Below are 17,589 nucleotides of genomic sequence, written 5' to 3'. Positions count from 1 at the left end.
ATGAGGGTCTAGTCGCCACATTGGCAGGTTTCCTTGCGGGGCGGCGCGCGAAGAACCTGAGTATTCCAGCGCGCAACTTTTCCGCTTATCAGCCAAATACAGGCCAAAGTGACCGGACATACCACCAGCAGCGCCCAAAATGCGCCTGTTTCGAGACAGGCCAAGGCAAGCCCGCCGCCGACGCTGGATACAATTAGCAGTTCAAAAAGCGCGCGTCGCAGTTCCCCTTTGGTCATCTTCGATTTCCCCTTGTGACGCAGACAGTGCTACAGAGCAGGGGTGACAAAACATGACGTGGGGTGTGTGGAGAATTCTTCGAATGTGATCGTCTGGTGCGGGCTGTCCATAGATACCGGTAGTCGGGCCTTGGCGCGATACCAGCTCGATAAACGCTTTCCTGAGCAGTCGGATAATTCGCGCACGTCAAACCAGACGTGCGCCACTTGGCAGCCTTGGGGCGACTAAATCACAGACATATCCAAGGATTTGGAGCGGGTAGCGGGAATCGAACCCGCACTTCAGGCTTGGGAAGCCGGCGCGCTACCACTACACCATACCCGCAACAGCGATGTCTCTAGCCTGCGCACCGACCTTGTGCAACCGAGAATCTGGCTTTGATGGCTCCCGAGTTGTGGCGGGGCCCGGCGTGAGCGATTTCGTCTGCCAACAGGCCAAGCTGCATCTTAAACGGCGATGCAGGTCTGGCGCAGTGAAGGATGGATATATCGAACACCCGGGGCTTGCTGTTCAAAACCAAGTACGATCGCTGGGCAGGCCGCCGTTTGGTGGCTGCGAGAAGCAACCACCAACGTTGGAGCGTGGATCGATATGCCCTGCTGATGGCCCGAACATCTTTCGCTCGCGCTCACGAGCGGGTTCCGGCGGTTTCGACCAGTTCGCCGATCAATTGAACCACCCGTTCAGAGACTTTCTGCTGAACATTGGCAGAGCTTGATATTTTCTGAATCGAACTGGTGGTCTGGGCAACGCTGGATACGATTTCTTCAAAGGCGAGTTTGGCAGCCTGCGATCGTTCGGTGCCAAGGTTCACCCGCTCAACAGATTGGCCTATCAGCTTGCCGATTTCCTGCGCGGCTCCAGAACTGCGTTCGGCCAGCTTGCGCACCTCGTCTGCCACGACCGAAAACCCGATACCATGTTCCCCGGCCCTTGCGGCCTCGATCGCCGCGTTGAAGGCAAGAAGGTTGGTCTGGTTTGCAATTTCGCCGATTACGCGCACGATATCTGATATTTCGTCCGAAGACTTTTGGATAAGGTCAATCGAGGCGATAGCATTGTTGAGCGCGTCAAACCCGACATCTGCGTTGCTGCGAGATGCTTGCGCCATCTCGATCGTTTCGGCGGTCGACCCTGTGATTTGGGATATGGAATCACCAAGCTCCGAGACGATGCCACCCATCTCGCCTGCCTTGCTCTTTATTTCATTCTCAAGCCGAACCTGCGTGGTGATATCAAAGGCGTATTCGATCACGCCGCGTGGAAGGCCGGACTTGTCGAAAATCGGTGCGCAGGTCGTGTTCACGAATATTTCATTGCCGAATTTCCCAACCCGGGTTGCGCGACCAAGCCAGTACTGACCGTTACGAAGATCGGACCACAAGTTGCGGTATTCTTGTGTCTGCACTTCGTCGCTCGGGCAGAAATGGGCATGATTCTGGCCGATCATCTCGCGGCGGGAATATCCGGTCAGGCGCAGAAATTTATCGTTGGTATCCACAACGTTGCCATCCAGATCGTATTCGATCATTGCCAATGACTTGTTTATCGCTCCGACCTTGCTTTCGAAATCAGCCGCGCGAATGGTTTCGGCTGTGACGTCGACAGCATATTTTACGACTTTCTTCGGAGAACCGTCGGAATCCAGGACCGGGCTGTAGGTTGCACGAAGCCAGATTTCGCTGCCATCGGCACGAATGCGACGGAATTCACCTTCGACATACTGGCCGGATTTCAATTTTTCCCACTGCTTGGCATAATCAGGGCTTTCGACCGTTTCCTTGTCGCAGAACATGCTGTGGTGCTTGCCTGCGATGGCCTCTTCCGAGCGGTATCCCATAGCTTCGAGGAAATTCGTGTTCGCGGTCAAAATCTGACCTTCGAGGTCGAATTCGATCATTGCCTGCGCACGGCTGATCGCCTTGATCTTACTTTCATAATCGGCAGAGAGAGCCTTTGCTTCTGTGATATCTCGGGAATAGGCAACCACGCGCGCCGGATTGCCGTCGTAATCGAGAATGACGCTATACTCCACGTGAAGGTAAAGGACGTCACCGTCCACATTCATCATGCGCAGCTCGCCGCCCAGCCCTTGTCCCGCGCGGAATGTCTTCCACATGCCTTTAAATGCGCTCGAGCGGTTGGTATCTGGTGGGCATAATTCCTCTAGGCGCTTGCCTTCGATGTCCGAGCTATTTCTTCCCGTGAGTTTGCAAAATCGGTCATTCGCGCGGAGCATTCTGCCTTCGATGTCAAACTCGAAGATGCAAAGAATGTTTTCGATTGCATCCACGCGGCTTTTCATGTCGCGGCCGGACAGCCAGACATTCGTTGTGTCCATTCCAATCTTGACGATTTTCTGAACCTTGCCAGCGGCGTCATGAACCGCATTGTAGCTCGCCCGGAGGCGAACCAGGGTTCCGTCCTTGCGCTGCAGCACGTAGAAATCGGTGCGACTTTTGCCATTCGCCAGATCTTTCCAGTGCTGCCGATACGCCGGGCTGCCAACTTCGTCCGAGCGACAGAACATCGCGTGGTTCTGACCGACGATTTCAGAAAGTTCGTAACCCATGAGATCGAGGAAGATCTGGTTCGCATCCAGCACATCTCCCTCGGGCGTGAACTCGATTCGCGCAGAGGTTTGGTTGAGGGCGTCAATGATGTCGCCAAGCGAGCGATTTGCGTTCTGCAGATCGCTGATATTGGCGCCATTGAAAACAAAACCACAGAGGTCGGTGGCGTCTTCGGGCAATGCCGTAATCGTACCGCGCAACCAGGTGCGGGCTTCGCCATTGTGCCCGCGGAGACCGATGTCGCCCGACCATTTTCCACCCTTTGCGATGGCATCCCAGTCGGGATAGGAAAGTCCTTCTCCGACATCTGCCGTGGCATCAAAGCCCTGACCGGAAAGATCGTCGGCGGTCGCGTGCATCAGATCGAGCAGGGCGCGACTGGCGCTGACGATATTGCCATCTCTGTCGATGTAAAATTCCAGAGCATCTGCCGCCCGTCCCTGTGCGGGGCGAGGTTGCACATCACCGAAGAACAGGACCGAAGCGCCGTTCTTGGCCGGAATCAACGTTCCCACAAGTGCAAGGTCAGTCTTGCCGGACAAAGGGGCATCAAGCGCTGTCTGAACTTGCCCTGCGCTGGCCAGCGATGCTTGTGCGACCTGTTGTGCCGCGAACAGGTCTTGAAAGGCCGTACCTTTCACTTTCGAGATGGTGATCGGTAGCCGTTTCTTGGGGTCACAGGCTTCCGTGATCTTGCCTGTGTCAGATTCGATACGCAGGGTGACGCCGCCCAAGCCAGCCGCAGCGGCGATAGCGCCAAGATCATCTTCGGATAAATTGAATGTCATGTGGTGATTTCCCCAGTCGGGCCTGAACAGTGAATGGCGGTTTGGCAGATAAGATTTAACGGCGGGTCAACCGGGATGCGGAATCCGATCAACGGCTTCATTGTCTTGCTGCGGGAACTTGGACATCGCCGCTGTCTCATGATCTGATTTGGACCGCTCGGCGGGCGCGGATTTATTTTCGGGATCCAGAGGGCCGGGATTTGGCGCACTATCATTGGGCAAAGAGGTTTCTTCGTCGCGAGTAGTGTCCGTAGTAACCGGCGGCTCGACCCGTTGGAGGATCGTGTCAAAATTCACCAGCGACGTCAGATCGCCGGTCTTGCTGTTCTGCATGATTTGCAGGCCCGTCGTGCTCTTGTTCTTGACGACCCGGCCGCGTGCGACTTCGATCAGCGAGTCCACCTTGAAGCCGAACAATTGTCCGGCCCTGTCGATCAGAAGTATGCCGCTTTAATCTTCGCGATAGGTGCCGCGTTGCCCGAAAACCTGCGCCAGACACAGCAGAGGAACAACCTGGCGGCGGTGCGTGATCGTGCCAGAATAGCCGTCTCCACGCGCAGGTATGGCGATCTGTGCGTTCGGCAGGCGAATAATCTCGAATACCTTGCGGATGTCACAGGCGAATCGCCCGCCGGCATTGAAAACAAGATATGTCTCTTCAGGGCCGCGTGCCTCGTCCTCTGGGCTGGTCTGGTTTCGGTCAGAGGCGGTTGCCCTGGCAAATTGGTGAAACCCATCGTCTTTCTGAACCGCGCTGGACTCCACGACCTGAAACCAGTCGCCGTCTGGTGTCACATAGGCACGCGGGACCAGATCGGGCCGTGTGGTCGTGATTTGGGGGCGGGGCTGGAAATCGCTTTCGCGCAGACGGCAAATGTCGTGAAACCGATCCACTTCAAGCCCGACAAGGCCGCTTCCCTCCATGCGCACAACGATCGAACCCGACTCGGTCGGACGTGCCGCATTTGCCCCAAGCCCAAGCGCCTGCAGGGTATCAAGAACGGGAATATCGTGCCCATGATGGGTGATCACACCATCACACATGCCAACGACAAGCGGGCTATCTTTCAATTCGCTGCGGGGCAGAGTGGCGTCGATCAACAGGGTTTCGACGGCAAAGTTGTGCCCGGCAATGCCACACAGAAGATAGGACACCTCGTCCGGGGCGGCGATGGCATCGGCAGAGTGCATCGTTTCTTGTGCGGTATCCAAACCCTGTGCAAACAGGTCCTCGACCGAAAGAATGCTGATGATTTCACCGTCATGCCGAATGACATCGCGTTCCGTGCCGTTGGGGAGCTGGATTGAACGTCGGTCGCTGGCATTGACCGAAAGCAAACCCCGGATTTCGGTGGCAAGCAGGCCGAGAAGCCTTCCTCCGCAACGGAGCACGACAATGATGTCGCTTTCGCCCCTTGGGGTTGGGGCGCCCTCAAGCATCTGGTGCAGGTCGATCACCGGAACAGTATCGTCACGCAGGATCATGACGCCGATGGTGTAGGGGCTGCCCGCGGGCAGGGGGCTGAAGCAACCGGGCCGCATGACCACTTCGCGGATGCGCAGTGATGGTACCGCCACCACAAGCGCGCCTACCCGAAATATGCCCAAGGATACGGCCCCATCGCGGGGCGCGTCTGTTGCCGTCATGCTCTCACTCCGTTCGACAGAGGAGGCTTAGACGCCAATGCCTTAAAACGGGGTAAAGCTGCTCACGCCGGGTGTGCGGCCAAATCGAATCTGGAACGGCGGGCCGACAGGTCCGCGGTCAGCCGCGCCTGCGCCGCCGCCGCCCGCCGCCTTCGCCATCGCCGCCCTGGTTGAAGCTAACATCGGGCAGGGTGACGATGCTGTTCAACACTGGAAAAGGCTCGACCGCGTTCGGAATCGCCGAGGCGTTAACGAAATGCTCCTGGAACCGTGGCTCGATCGCGGTTTCGATCTTGTCGATCGCGCGTACCGTCTGTTCGATCAACTCGCGCGCGGCGGTGTTCAGCAGGGCGATGCGGGCGCCGGTTCCGGCGGCATTCCCGGCCGAGGTGACACGATCCAGCGGCGCATCCGGGATCATGCCCAGCACCATCGCGTGACGGGGCGAGATATGGGCGCCAAAGGCCCCGGCCAGCACCACGCGATCTACCTTGTCGACGCCCAGCTTGTCCATCAGCAGCCGCGCGCCGGAATAGAGCGCGGCCTTGGCCATCTGGATCGCGCGGATATCGGGGTTCGTCACCGCGATGACCGGCCCGCCAGTGGCCGAACCATCGTGCAGCATGTAGGAATGCGTGCGCCCATCCGCAAAACAGCGCGGCGTGCCCGTTTGCACGGCGCTGCCGATCAGCCCCGAGGCATCGACCAGCCCGGCCAACCGCATCTCGGCAATCGCCTCGATGATGCCAGAGCCGCAGATACCGGTGATGCCCGAGCGTTCGGTCGCCTTGGCAAAGCCCGGGTCGTCTGACCACAAATCGCAGCCGATGACCTGAAACCGAGGCTCTTTCGTTGCGGGGTCGATTTCCACCCGTTCGATCGCGCCGGGTGCAGCGCGTTGTCCGGCCGAGATTTGCGCGCCTTCAAACGCCGGTCCGGTGGGCGAGGAGCAGGCCAGCACCCGCTCGCGGTTGCCCAGCAGGATCTCGGCATTGGTGCCGACGTCGACGACCAGCATCAGGTCTTCGGATTTATCGGGCGCTTCCGAAAGCGCCACGGCGGCGGCATCGGCGCCGACGTGCCCCGCGATACAGGGCAGCAGGTAGACCCGCGCCGACGGATGCAGGCCAAGGTCCAGCTCGGCCGCCGTCAGGTTCACCGCGCTTGATGTCGCCAAGGCAAAGGGCGCCTGTCCCAGCTCGAACGGGTCGATCCCCAGAAACAGGTGGTGCATCACGGGGTTGCAGACGAATACCGCATCGACGATCTGATCCGTCGTGGCGCCCACCTCTTCCACGATCTGGGCGAATAGCGTGTTCATGCCCTCGCGCACGGCGGCTGTCATTTCGGCCGCGCCGTTGGCGTTCATCATCGAATAGCTGACCCGGCTCATCAGGTCTTCGCCAAAGCGGATCTGCGGGTTCATGATGCCGGACGAGGCCACTACGTCGCCCGATTGCAGATCGCACAGATGCGCAGCGATAGTGGTCGAGCCAAGGTCGACAGCAAGGCCGAAAATCGGTTTGTCATGGAAGCCGGGCCAGACCTCGATGATGCGAGGCCAAAGCGCGTTGGTGCCCAGATGTATCGCGCAGGTGACTTTCCAGTCGCCCTTGCGCAGGGCCGGTTGCAGCTTTTGCAGGATCGGCAGGTCGATTTGCACCTCGGGCAGTTCCCACTGGTCGCGCAGCGCATCGCGCAGGCGTTGCAGATCGCCCGAGGGGTCGTGCATGTCGGGCTCGCGCACATCGACATAGAACAGCTTGACCGCCGGGTTCATCGTGATCTGGCGTGTTTCGGCCCGCTTGCGCACCACCTGGCGGTGGACCTGGCTTTCAGGCGGCACATCAATGACCACGTCGCCCTGAATTTGCGCCTGACACCCAAGGCGGCGGCCGTCTTTCAGCCCCCGCTTGCTGCGATACCGCTCCTCGACCGCGTTCCACTCAGACAGCGCATCCTCGGCGACGGTAATTCCGTGCTTGGGGAACGATCCGGCCCCGGGGGTGATCTGACAGCGCGAGCAGATGCCGCGCCCGCCGCAGACGGAATCCAGATCAACGCCCAACTGGCGCGCTGCCGATAGAACAGGGGTGCCCACAGGGAACCGACCGCGTTTGCCCGAGGGCATGAATACAACAAGAGCGTCAGCAGTCATCTTACAGTGCGGCCTTCGTTTTTGCGCACCATAGCGCCGGTTTCGACGCGCGAAAGCCGGTGCGCGGCATATTCATGCCCGCTCGCGTCATTTGCGCAGGATTCTGGGCCTGGGAATGGCTGCCTTGCAGCCCGCGCAATACATATAGTGTTGCCCCTTTCACACCCCGACAATCCGTGCCATAGGGTGGCCGTCAAACGGGGCTTTGCATGGGGAATGATGATGCAGATTCGTGAGGCGCTTACCTTTGATGATGTTTTGCTGGTGCCGGCAGCCAGTTCGGTGCTGCCCAGCACGGCTGACACCCGCACCCGCGTGACGCGCGCGATTTCCATGAACATCCCCCTTCTGTCCAGCGCGATGGACACGGTGACCGAAAGCCGCATGGCGATCACCATGGCGCAGGCCGGTGGCATCGGCGTGATCCACAAGAACCTGGATGTCGAGGCGCAGGCGCGCGAGGTGCGCCGGGTGAAACGCTTTGAATCGGGCATCGTCTACAACCCCGTGACGCTGCGCCCCGATCAGACGCTGGCCGACGCCAAGGCGCTGATCGAACGCTATAATTTCACTGGCTTCCCGGTGGTTGACGAACAGGGCCGGGTTGTCGGCATCGTCACCAACCGCGACATGCGCTTTGCCACATCGGACGAAACCCCCGTCCGCGTGATGATGACCTCGAAAGATCTGGCGATCCTGACCGAACCCGCCGACCGGGACGAGGCGATCAGCCTGATGAAATCGCGCCGGATCGAAAAGCTGCTGGTGACCGACAAGAACGGCAAGCTGACGGGCTTGCTGACGTTGAAGGATACGGAAAAATCAGTGCTGAACCCGACGGCCTGCAAGGATTTGCTGGGCCGTCTGCGCGTGGCGGCCGCCACCAGCGTCGGCGATGCCGGGTTTGAACGCACCGAGGCGCTGATCGACAGCGGCGTGGATATCGTGGTGATCGATACCGCGCATGGCCATTCCGCCGGCGTGATCGAGGCGGTATCCCGCGCCAAGAAGCTGTCGAACGAGGTGCAGGTGATCGCGGGCAACGTTGCCACGGCCGAGGCAACCCGCGCGCTGATCGACGCGGGCGCCGATGCGATCAAGGTCGGGATCGGACCGGGCTCGATCTGCACCACGCGGATGGTGGCGGGCGTGGGCGTGCCCCAGCTGACCGCGATCATGGATTGCGCGGCGGCGGCGGGTGACGTGCCGGTCATCGCGGACGGTGGCATCAAGTTTTCCGGCGATTTCGCCAAGGCCATTGCGGCGGGTGCATCCTGCGCCATGGTCGGTTCGATGATCGCCGGCACCGATGAAAGCCCGGGCGAGGTGATCCTTTACCAGGGCCGCAGCTTCAAAGCGTATCGTGGGATGGGCAGCATTGGCGCCATGGCGCGCGGTTCGGCCGACCGGTATTTCCAGAAGGATGCCGCCAGCGATAAACTGGTGCCCGAAGGGATCGAGGGGCAGGTGCCCTACAAAGGTTCGGCCGGCACCGTGATTCATCAGCTGGTCGGCGGCTTGCGTGCGGCGATGGGTTATACCGGCTGCGCCACGGTCGAGCAGATGCGCAGCAACTGCCAGTTCGTGAAGATCACCGGCGCAGGGCTGAAGGAAAGCCACGTCCACGACGTGCAGATCACCCGCGAGAGCCCGAACTACCGGATCGGCTGAGGATGACGCCGGGCGCCCGGATACAGGCCGCGATCGAGTGTCTCGACGCGATCGCCGGAGGCGCGGCGGCCGAGCAGGTGCTGACCGGCTGGGCGCGTCGCAGTCGGTTTGCCGGGTCCAAGGACCGGGCGGCGGTGCGCGATCATGTGTTCGGCGTTTTGCGGCGCTGGCGGTCTTGTGCGGCGCTGGGCGGTGGCGAAACCGGCCGCGCCCTCATGCTGGGTGCACTTCGGCAAGACGACGAGGCGCCCGAGTCGCTGTTTTCAGGGCAGGGCCATGCACCTGCACCGTTGACCCCCGAAGAACTGGCCTTGGGTCGTCCTCCGGCCGAGGGTGCCGAGGCACTGGACATGCCCGATTGGCTGTGGCCACGACTTGGGGATGATGCCGCGCAGACGGCAGCAGCCCTGCGCCATCGCGCGGGGGTGCATTTGCGAGTCAATCTGATCAAGGCAGATGTGGATTGGGCGATTGAGTCTTTGAAACACAGCGGGATAACGGCGGTTTCTCATCCGGCATCACCCACTGCACTTGAGGTGGTCGAAGGTGCGCGTGCCCTGCGCAATGCGCCTGCTTATACCGACGGGTTGGTTGAATTGCAGGACGCAGCTTCGCAAGCCGTGGTCGACAGGCTGAACCTGCGCGCCGGGATGCGCGTGCTGGACCTGTGCGCCGGAGGCGGCGGTAAGACATTGGCTATTGCGGCGCGCTGCCCCGAGGCGCAGGTGTTCGCCCATGATATCGCGCCGCAGCGGCTGAACGATCTGCAGCCGCGAGCAGAGCGTGCCGGGGCCCATGTATCGGTTATCGCCACCGACAAGCTGGCGGCGGCGGCGCCTTTCGATCTGGTTCTGTGCGACGTGCCCTGTTCGGGCAGCGGCTCGTGGCGCCGCGCGCCCGAGGGCAAATGGCGGCTGGATGCCGCAGCCCTGGATCGCCTGCGCGCCACACAGGCCGATATTCTGCGTCAGGCTATGAATTTCACGACCGAAGGCGGAACGGTCGCCTATGCAACCTGTTCCGTTCTCGCCGAAGAAAATTCGCTTCTTGTTCAGTCTGTTTTGTCAGAATCCTCAGGCTGGTTAATGGTGGATCAGGCGCATTGGCCGGTGACGCAGGGCACCGATGGCTTTTACACCGCGCATCTGTGTCGGGCCTGATCCCCAACGCTCTCTCTTTGTGGCGCAACTGATGTTAACCATAGGTTAATATCTGACAGCGACAGTTTGTCGGCGATTCCGAGGGGGGCCAGATATTGAACATGCCCGACGCTCATTCCCTGCGTCGTGTCCTGCCCGATCTGCCGGTTGCGGTGCGGGTCGGGATTGTTGCCGTCGTCGCATTGGGCTGTCTGGCGCTCGCGCCATCGGCAGACATACCGCTTTTACGTGTGATCCTGATTGCCATTGCCGGAACCTTGATCACTGTTCTGGCGGGCATGATGCTCGTTTGGCTGTCTGCAAGGTTCAGCGCTCGGTGGGGGCGGCAGACCATCGTGGCGAGTATAGCCCATGATCCGGCGCCGATGTTCCTGACCGATCGTGCCGGATATCTTCACCACGTCAATGCGGCTGGCCGCGCGCTTGGGCTTGATGGTACCACCAATTCGTTGCCGGACTATTTGCGTTCGACCCTTGCCGACCCGGCGGGCCTGCTTGAGCGGCTTCAACTGCGGGCAGAGGAAAACGGCTCCGCAGTCGAAGATATTTCCGGGAGCGATGGGCTCATGCGGCTGTCGGTGATGCGGGCCGGACCCGAGGGATTGCTGTGGCGGGTAGAGCGCATGCCGACCACCGGGAGCGTGGGTGCGCGCCGGTTGGCTGCGACAGACCTGCCGGTTCCGGTGCTGACGGTCGACGCATCCGGGCAGATCGTGTTTGCCAACGAAGCGGCCCGCGCGCTTGCCGGGGGGCGTGTCAGCCAGATCGACAGCCTGTTCGCAGGAAAATCGCCGGTTTCGGGCGATATAAATGTCATCAAGACCGTGGCGGGCAAGCTTCCTGTGGCGGTGGCAGAGCTTCCCGGCGATGGCGATCAACGCAATCTGGTTCTGCTACCGGCCCGGGCCGCGACCGACACGCCGGACACCGGGTTTGCCGGATTGCCTGTTCCACTGTTGAAGATCGCCCCTGACGGCCGGATCCTGACCGCGAATGATCAGGCGCTTCAACTGCTCGGAGGCTCTTTGAACGAGGGCGCGATGGTTGGCGATGTGATGCAGGGGCTGGGCCGACCGATTTCGGACTGGCTGCGCGATACGATTGCCAGCGGCGGCACACAGAAGTCCGAATTCCTGCGAGTCGCGCGCAAGGATGCGGAGACCTTCGTTCAGGTGACGATGAACGCGATCAAGGAAAAGGGCGAGGATTTGCTGATCGCGGTTCTCACCGACGCGACCGAACTCAAGACGCTTGAAGCGCAATTCGTGCAAAGCCAGAAGATGCAGGCGATCGGTCAGCTTGCGGGTGGCGTGGCCCACGATTTCAACAACCTTTTGACCGCGATTTCAGGGCATTGCGACTTATTGTTGCTGCGCCACGATCAAGGCGACCAGGATTATGGGGATCTGGTGCAGATCAATCAGAACGCGAACCGCGCCGCCGCGCTGGTGACGCAGCTTCTGGCATTTTCCCGCAAGCAGACCCTGATGCCCGAGGTACTGGACCTGCGCGAAACCCTGTCGGACCTGACCCATCTGCTGAACAGGCTGGTGGGCGAAAAGGTGACGCTGACCCTGAGCCATGACCCGGTGTTACGCGCGATCCGGGCCGACAAGCGGCAGCTGGAACAGGTGTTGCTGAACCTTGTTGTCAACGCACGCGATGCGATGCCGCAGGGTGGCGACATTCGCATTGATACCGAAATTCTGGTACAGCGCGAGCCTCTGGTACGTGACCGCGCCACTGTGCCGCCGGGGGAATACGTGACAGTCCGGGTTAGCGACAATGGCACCGGCATCGCGCCTGACAAGCTCAGCAAGATATTCGAACCGTTCTATACAACGAAACGCACCGGCGAAGGCACCGGGCTGGGACTGTCCACCGCCTATGGCATCGTCAAGCAATCGGGCGGCTTCATCTTTGTCGATTCGAGGCTGGGGGACGGCACGACTTTTACGCTGTATCTGCCGGCCTATGATGCGGTGACCCAAGGTGCGGAGGCCGAGCCGCCGCCCGTAAAAGCCAAACCGGCGGGGCGAGGCGACGGTGTCGTGCTGCTGGTCGAGGACGAAGCGCCCGTGCGCGCATTTGCCTCGCGCGCGCTACGCTTACGCGGCTACACCGTGCTCGAGGCTGAATCGGCCGAGGATGCGCTGCACACGCTGGACGACCCCGACCTGAAGGTTGATATTTTCGTGACCGACGTGGTGATGCCGGGCATGGATGGCCCAACCTGGGTGCGTAAAGCTTTGGAAACGCGGCCAGACGTGAGGGTGGTATTCGTATCGGGCTACGCCGAGGATGCCTTTGCCGACTATGGCCATCCGGTGCCGAATTCGGTGTTCCTGCCGAAACCCTTCTCGCTCAGCCAGCTGACCGACACGGTGCATCAGCAACTGGCGTAAGGCTCAGGGGATGCTGTCATACAGTTCGAAATCCTCGGCGCATTTGCGTCGCAGCTTGTCCCGCATCTTGTCCGACAACTCCAAAGCCGTCGCGGGCGAGACGTTTTCGCGCTGCGGCTCGGGCCGCAGCCCGATGCGGTGCTCGAGGAAATCGAACAGCCTCTCGGGCGCCTCGTAGCGGAACAGATGCGTGATTGGCGCGCCGTCGGGGCGGGGCGCGACGAACCGCGCTTGGCTACCGACATTGGCAAACGCAGGCCGCGCGCCGCGACAATAGGCCTCGACGAATTCGTCAAAGTTCACATTCGCAGTGGAATTCGGCTTGCCCTCAAGGAACGGTCGCTGGCGATAGCGGTACCAGCTGCCCAGCCAGCTGACCGGTTCGCGCACAACGGCCAGCGTTTCCAGCGTGGTGTCGCAGACCTTTTCGTAAATCGGGCGAAAGAACCGATCATACCGATAAAGGGGCGCGTGTTTCAACTCGGGCGGGCCGGTGATAACCAGGTCGGCCCGCGCCCCAAGCGCCGATTGCAGCGCCGTTGTCCCGGTTTTCGGCATCGACAGAATGACCAGACGGTCCTTGTAGAAAACCAGCATTCCGGCCCCCGGTCTTTAACTTTGCCCTGAAATGTAAACCACTAATTAACCTTCCTTGTCAAAAGTGGCGACGCAAGAATTTTATTGAAATGTTCTCCGTTTGGTCTCATATGGAACAAGAGGTGAACAAAGCAGCGATTGCCGCCCGGGACCGGGTGTGACAATAAGATAGGGATCAGGACAATGGCGGACCTTTTGACAATGGACAAGAAGAGCGCGGACAAGCAGAAGGCGCTGGACAGCGCGCTTGCGCAGATCGAGCGGCAGTTTGGCAAGGGCTCGATCATGAAGCTGGGCGCCGAGGGCGCGATCCAGGAAATCGAGGCCAGTTCGACCGGCTCGCTGGGGTTGGATATCGCTTTGGGGATCGGTGGTTTGCCGATGGGGCGGATCGTTGAAATCTATGGCCCGGAAAGTTCGGGCAAGACGACGCTGACGCTGCATTGCGTGGCCGAACAGCAGAAAAAGGGCGGTATCTGCGCCTTTGTCGATGCCGAACATGCGCTGGACCCGCAATATGCCCGCAAGCTGGGTGTCGATATCGACGAACTGCTGATTTCGCAGCCCGATACCGGCGAACAGGCGCTTGAGATCACCGATACGCTGGTGCGTTCCGGGGCGGTGAACATGGTCATCGTCGACTCGGTCGCCGCGCTGACGCCGAAATCGGAACTTGAAGGCGACATGGGCGACAGCAGCGTCGGCGTGCAGGCCCGCCTGATGAGCCAGGCGATGCGCAAGCTGACCGGCTCGATCAGCCGTTCGAACTGCATGGTGATCTTCATCAACCAGATCCGCATGAAGATCGGCGTGATGTTCGGCAGCCCCGAAACCACGACGGGCGGCAACGCGCTGAAATTCTATTCGTCCGTGCGTCTGGACATCCGCCGCATCGGCTCGGTCACCGACCGGGACGAGGTTGTCGGCAACGCGACCCGCGTGAAGGTCGTCAAGAACAAGGTGGCGCCGCCGTTCAAGCAGGTCGAATTCGACATCATGTATGGCGAAGGCATCTCCAAGATGGGCGAACTGCTCGATCTGGGCGTGAACGCCGGGGTTGTGGCGAAATCGGGCGCCTGGTTCAGCTATGGTGACGAACGCATCGGGCAGGGCCGCGCCAATGCCAAGACCTTCCTCAAGGAAAACCCCAAGATCGCGCTTGAGATCGAGGACAAGATCCGCGCCTCGCACGGGTTGGAATTCGACATGCCTCCGGGCAGCGAAGACAGCGACGACGACGTTCTGGAAGCGTAATCCGGAACCAGGAGGGGGCGGAGCGCAATCCGCCCCCTTGCGCTTATGGACAGTTGGCAATCTGCCGGATAAACCCGGTCGAAACCAAGTTTTGGGGCCGACCGCATGCGCACATTGAACGATATCCGTTCCACCTTCCTGAGCTATTTCGCCCGCAACGGGCACGAGGTTGTCGACAGCAGCCCGCTGGTGCCGCGCAACGACCCGACGCTGATGTTTGCGAACTCGGGCATGGTGCAGTTCAAGAACCTGTTCACCGGGGTCGAAACCCGCGATTATTCCCGCGCCACCACCGCGCAGAAATGCGTGCGCGCGGGCGGCAAGCACAACGATCTGGACAACGTCGGCTATACCGCGCGCCACCACACGTTTTTCGAGATGCTGGGCAACTTCAGCTTTGGCGATTATTTCAAGTCCGACGCCATTCCCTTTGCCTGGGAAATGGTGACCAGGGAACTGGGCATCCCCAAGGACAAGCTGCTGGTCACCGTCTACAAATCCGATGACGAGGCTGCCGAAATCTGGAAAAAGGTCGCCGGCCTGACGGATGACCGCATCATCCGCATCGGGGACAAGCCCGACGGCGGCAGCGACAATTTCTGGCAGATGGGGCCGACTGGCCCCTGCGGCCCCTGCACCGAAATCTTCTATGATCACGGCGAGAAATTCTGGGGTGGCCCTCCGGGTAGCCCCGAGGAAGACGGTGACCGGTTCATCGAGATCTGGAACCTTGTTTTCATGCAGTTCGAGCAGTTCGAGGACGGCTCGCGCCGCGACCTCGAGGCGCAGTCGATCGACACTGGCATGGGAATCGAGCGCGTCGCCGCGCTGTTGCAGGGCACCAACGACAACTATGCCACCGACCTGATGCGCAGCCTGATCGAGGCCAGCGCCGATGCCACCAGCACCGACCCCGACGGGCCGGGCAAGACGCACCACCGCGTGATTGCCGACCACCTGCGGTCGACTTCGTTCCTGCTGGCCGATGGGGTGATGCCGTCGAACGACGGGCGCGGATATGTGCTGCGCCGGATCATGCGCCGTGCGATGCGCCATGCGCACCTGCTGGGCGCCAAGGATCCGTTGATGCACCGCCTTGTGCCCGCGCTGGTGCGCCAGATGGGCGCCGCCTATCCGGAGCTGGGCCGGGCGCAGGCGCTGATCGAAGAGACGCTGAAGCTGGAAGAAACCCGGTTCAAGCAGACGCTGGACCGCGGGCTGAAGCTGCTGGATGACGAGTTGGCCGACCTGCCCGAAGGCGCGGAACTGCCCGGCGCGGCGGCGTTCAAGCTGTACGACACCTATGGTTTCCCGCTGGACCTGACGCAGGATGCGCTGCGCGAAAAGGGCCGGGCGGTTGATACCGACGGGTTCGATGCTGCCATGGCCGAGCAGAAGGCCAAGGCGCGCGCGGCTTGGTCGGGCACGGGCGAGGCGGCGGATGCGGCTGTCTGGTATGACGTGGCCGATGCGCATGGCGCGACCGATTTCCTGGGCTACGACACGGAAACCGCCGAGGGGCAGATCGCCGCGCTGATCGTGGACGGCGCGCAGGCCGAACAGGCGGGCGAAGGCACCAGCGTGCAGATCGCGCTGAACCAGACTCCGTTCTATGCCGAAAGCGGCGGGCAGGTGGGCGACACCGGCTTGATCCGCACCGAGACCGGCTTGGCCCGTGTGAGCGACACCAAGAAAACCGCCGGTGTCTTTGTGCATATCGCCGAAGTGACCGAAGGCACTGTTTCACAAGGGCAGGCGGCCACGCTCGAGGTGGATCACACCCGCCGCTCGATGATCCGCGCCAACCACTCGGCCACGCACCTGCTGCACGAGGCGCTGCGCGGTGCGCTTGGCGACCACGTGGCGCAACGCGGGTCGCTGAACGCGCCCGACCGGCTGCGGTTCGATTTCAGCCACGGCAAGGCGCTGGCGGCGGACGAACTGTCGCGGGTAGAAGGCGAGGTGAACCAGTTCATTCGCCAGAACAGTGCGGTGGATACACGGATCATGACGCCCGACGATGCCCGCGCCATGGGCGCACAGGCCCTGTTTGGCGAGAAATACGGCGACGAGGTGCGCGTGGTCAGCATGGGGCAGGCGCCCACGGGCAAGGGCGCCAACAAGCAGACCTATTCGATCGAACTGTGCGGCGGCACCCATGTGGCGCGCACCGGCGACATTGGCGCCTTTGTTCTGCTGGGCGACAGCGCGTCGAGCGCGGGCGTGCGCCGGATAGAGGCGCTGACCGGGCAGGCGGCGCTGGCCCATCTGCGCGATCAGGACCAGCGCCTGGGCGACGTGGCGGCCGCGCTGAAGGCACAGCCTTCGGACGTGCCCGCGCGGGTGCGCGCGCTGCTGGATGAACGCAAGGCACTGGCAAATGAAGTGGCGCAGCTGCGCCGTGATCTGGCGATGTCGGGCGGGGCTGGGAAGGCCGGTGAAGAGGCTGCCGCGCGTGAGGTAAACGGCGTGCCGTTTCTGGCGCAGGTGCTCTCGGGCGTGTCGGGCAAGGATCTGCCCGCGCTGATCGACGAACACAAGTCGCGCCTTGAATCGGGCGTCGTGCTGCTGATTGCCGACACCGGCGGCAAGGCAGCCGTGGCCGCAGGCGTGACCGGCGATCTGACCGGGCGCGTCTCGGCCGTGGATCTGGTGCGCGCGGCCGTGGCCGAGCTGGGCGGAAAGGGCGGCGGTGGCCGCCCCGACATGGCGCAGGGCGGGGGCGCGGATGCCGCCAACGCCGAGGCCGCGATCAAGGCCGCAGAAACCGTTTTGGAAGGATAGACCGATGCCCGCACTCTGGATTGCCCATGTGACCGTGACCGACGAAGAGGCGTACGGGAAGTATGCCAAGCTGGCCGGCCCCGCGATTGCCAAGCACGGCGGCAGCTTTATCGCGCGCGGCGCGCGGTTCGTGCAACTGGAAGGCAAGGAGCGCCCGCGCAACGTGGTGGCGCGCTTTCCCAGCGTCGAGGCGGCGGTAGATTGCTACAACTCGCTCGAGTACCAGGAGGCGCTGAGCCATGCGCGCGGCGCGTCAGAGCGGGAATTGCTGGTGGTTGAAACCAGCGAATAGGCTGGTTTTCAGACTGGAGGTGT

At 61.6% G+C, this 17,589-nt stretch carries 12 protein-coding genes and 1 tRNA gene; 6 read left to right on the top strand and 7 right to left on the bottom strand.

The features are described from left to right. Positions 1–8: 8 nt before the first annotated feature. From FGK64_RS01505 to FGK64_RS01480, 6 genes are all read right to left on the bottom strand, one after another. Entirely contained in the window at positions 9–236 is a 228-nt protein-coding gene (locus tag FGK64_RS01505) for a hypothetical protein (protein WP_138862037.1), read from the bottom strand. Between the two features lie 251 nt (positions 237–487). Next, positions 488–561 (bottom strand) — tRNA-Gly (locus tag FGK64_RS01500). A gap of 304 nt (positions 562–865) precedes the next feature. Beyond that, positions 866–3,598, bottom strand: a complete 2,733-nt coding sequence (locus tag FGK64_RS22795; protein WP_138862036.1) for a methyl-accepting chemotaxis protein — start codon at positions 3,596–3,598, stop codon at positions 866–868. A gap of 66 nt (positions 3,599–3,664) precedes the next feature. Continuing rightward, positions 3,665–4,015, bottom strand: coding sequence for a hypothetical protein (locus tag FGK64_RS01490; RefSeq protein WP_138862035.1), 351 nt, complete (start codon positions 4,013–4,015; stop codon positions 3,665–3,667). Between the two features lie 33 nt (positions 4,016–4,048). Next, positions 4,049–5,245: a chemotaxis protein CheW gene (locus FGK64_RS01485; RefSeq protein ID WP_138862034.1), complete on the bottom strand. Its 1,197-nt coding sequence runs from the start codon at positions 5,243–5,245 to the stop codon at positions 4,049–4,051. Between the two features lie 118 nt (positions 5,246–5,363). Next, the gene (locus tag FGK64_RS01480) at positions 5,364–7,403 is read right to left on the bottom strand and encodes an ASKHA domain-containing protein (RefSeq protein WP_138862033.1); all 2,040 of its coding nucleotides are present in this window, start codon (positions 7,401–7,403) and stop codon (positions 5,364–5,366) included. A 222-nt stretch (positions 7,404–7,625) separates the two neighbouring features. Here FGK64_RS01480 and guaB point away from each other — a divergent pair, with 222 nt between their 5' ends. The 3 genes from guaB (at position 7,626) to FGK64_RS01465 (ending at position 12,639) form a co-directional block, all read left to right on the top strand. Then, positions 7,626–9,074: an IMP dehydrogenase gene (gene guaB, locus FGK64_RS01475; RefSeq protein ID WP_138862032.1), complete on the top strand. Its 1,449-nt coding sequence runs from the start codon at positions 7,626–7,628 to the stop codon at positions 9,072–9,074. A gap of 2 nt (positions 9,075–9,076) precedes the next feature. Beyond that, the gene (locus tag FGK64_RS01470) at positions 9,077–10,234 is read left to right on the top strand and encodes an RsmB/NOP family class I SAM-dependent RNA methyltransferase (protein WP_138862031.1); all 1,158 of its coding nucleotides are present in this window, start codon (positions 9,077–9,079) and stop codon (positions 10,232–10,234) included. 101 nt (positions 10,235–10,335) lie between these two features. Beyond that, positions 10,336–12,639: an ATP-binding protein gene (locus tag FGK64_RS01465; protein WP_138862030.1), complete on the top strand. Its 2,304-nt coding sequence runs from the start codon at positions 10,336–10,338 to the stop codon at positions 12,637–12,639. A 3-nt stretch (positions 12,640–12,642) separates the two neighbouring features. On the opposite strand, the gene FGK64_RS01460 is transcribed toward FGK64_RS01465, so the two are convergent. Beyond that, on the bottom strand, positions 12,643–13,236 hold the full coding sequence (locus tag FGK64_RS01460; RefSeq protein ID WP_138862029.1) for a gamma-glutamyl kinase: 594 nt from the start codon (positions 13,234–13,236) through the stop codon (positions 12,643–12,645). A 183-nt stretch (positions 13,237–13,419) separates the two neighbouring features. Between FGK64_RS01460 and recA the strand changes: the two genes are divergently transcribed. The 3 genes from recA (at position 13,420) to FGK64_RS01445 (ending at position 17,566) form a co-directional block, all read left to right on the top strand. Then, the gene (gene recA / locus FGK64_RS01455; protein WP_138862028.1) at positions 13,420–14,490 is read left to right on the top strand and encodes a recombinase RecA; all 1,071 of its coding nucleotides are present in this window, start codon (positions 13,420–13,422) and stop codon (positions 14,488–14,490) included. Positions 14,491–14,595: 105 nt separating this feature from the next. Beyond that, the gene (alaS, locus tag FGK64_RS01450; protein ID WP_138862027.1) at positions 14,596–17,274 is read left to right on the top strand and encodes an alanine--tRNA ligase; all 2,679 of its coding nucleotides are present in this window, start codon (positions 14,596–14,598) and stop codon (positions 17,272–17,274) included. Positions 17,275–17,278: 4 nt separating this feature from the next. Further along, a complete protein-coding gene (locus FGK64_RS01445) occupies positions 17,279–17,566 on the top strand; it encodes a DUF1330 domain-containing protein (RefSeq protein WP_138862026.1) in 288 nt (95 codons plus the stop codon). The last annotated feature ends 23 nt before the right edge of the window (positions 17,567–17,589 follow it).

This window comes from Arenibacterium halophilum (assembly GCF_005938225.1).
Taxonomy (GTDB): domain Bacteria; phylum Pseudomonadota; class Alphaproteobacteria; order Rhodobacterales; family Rhodobacteraceae; genus Arenibacterium; species Arenibacterium halophilum.
The sequence above is the reverse complement of the archived record's forward strand: the minus strand, read 5'-3'. Positions and strand labels throughout refer to the sequence as shown.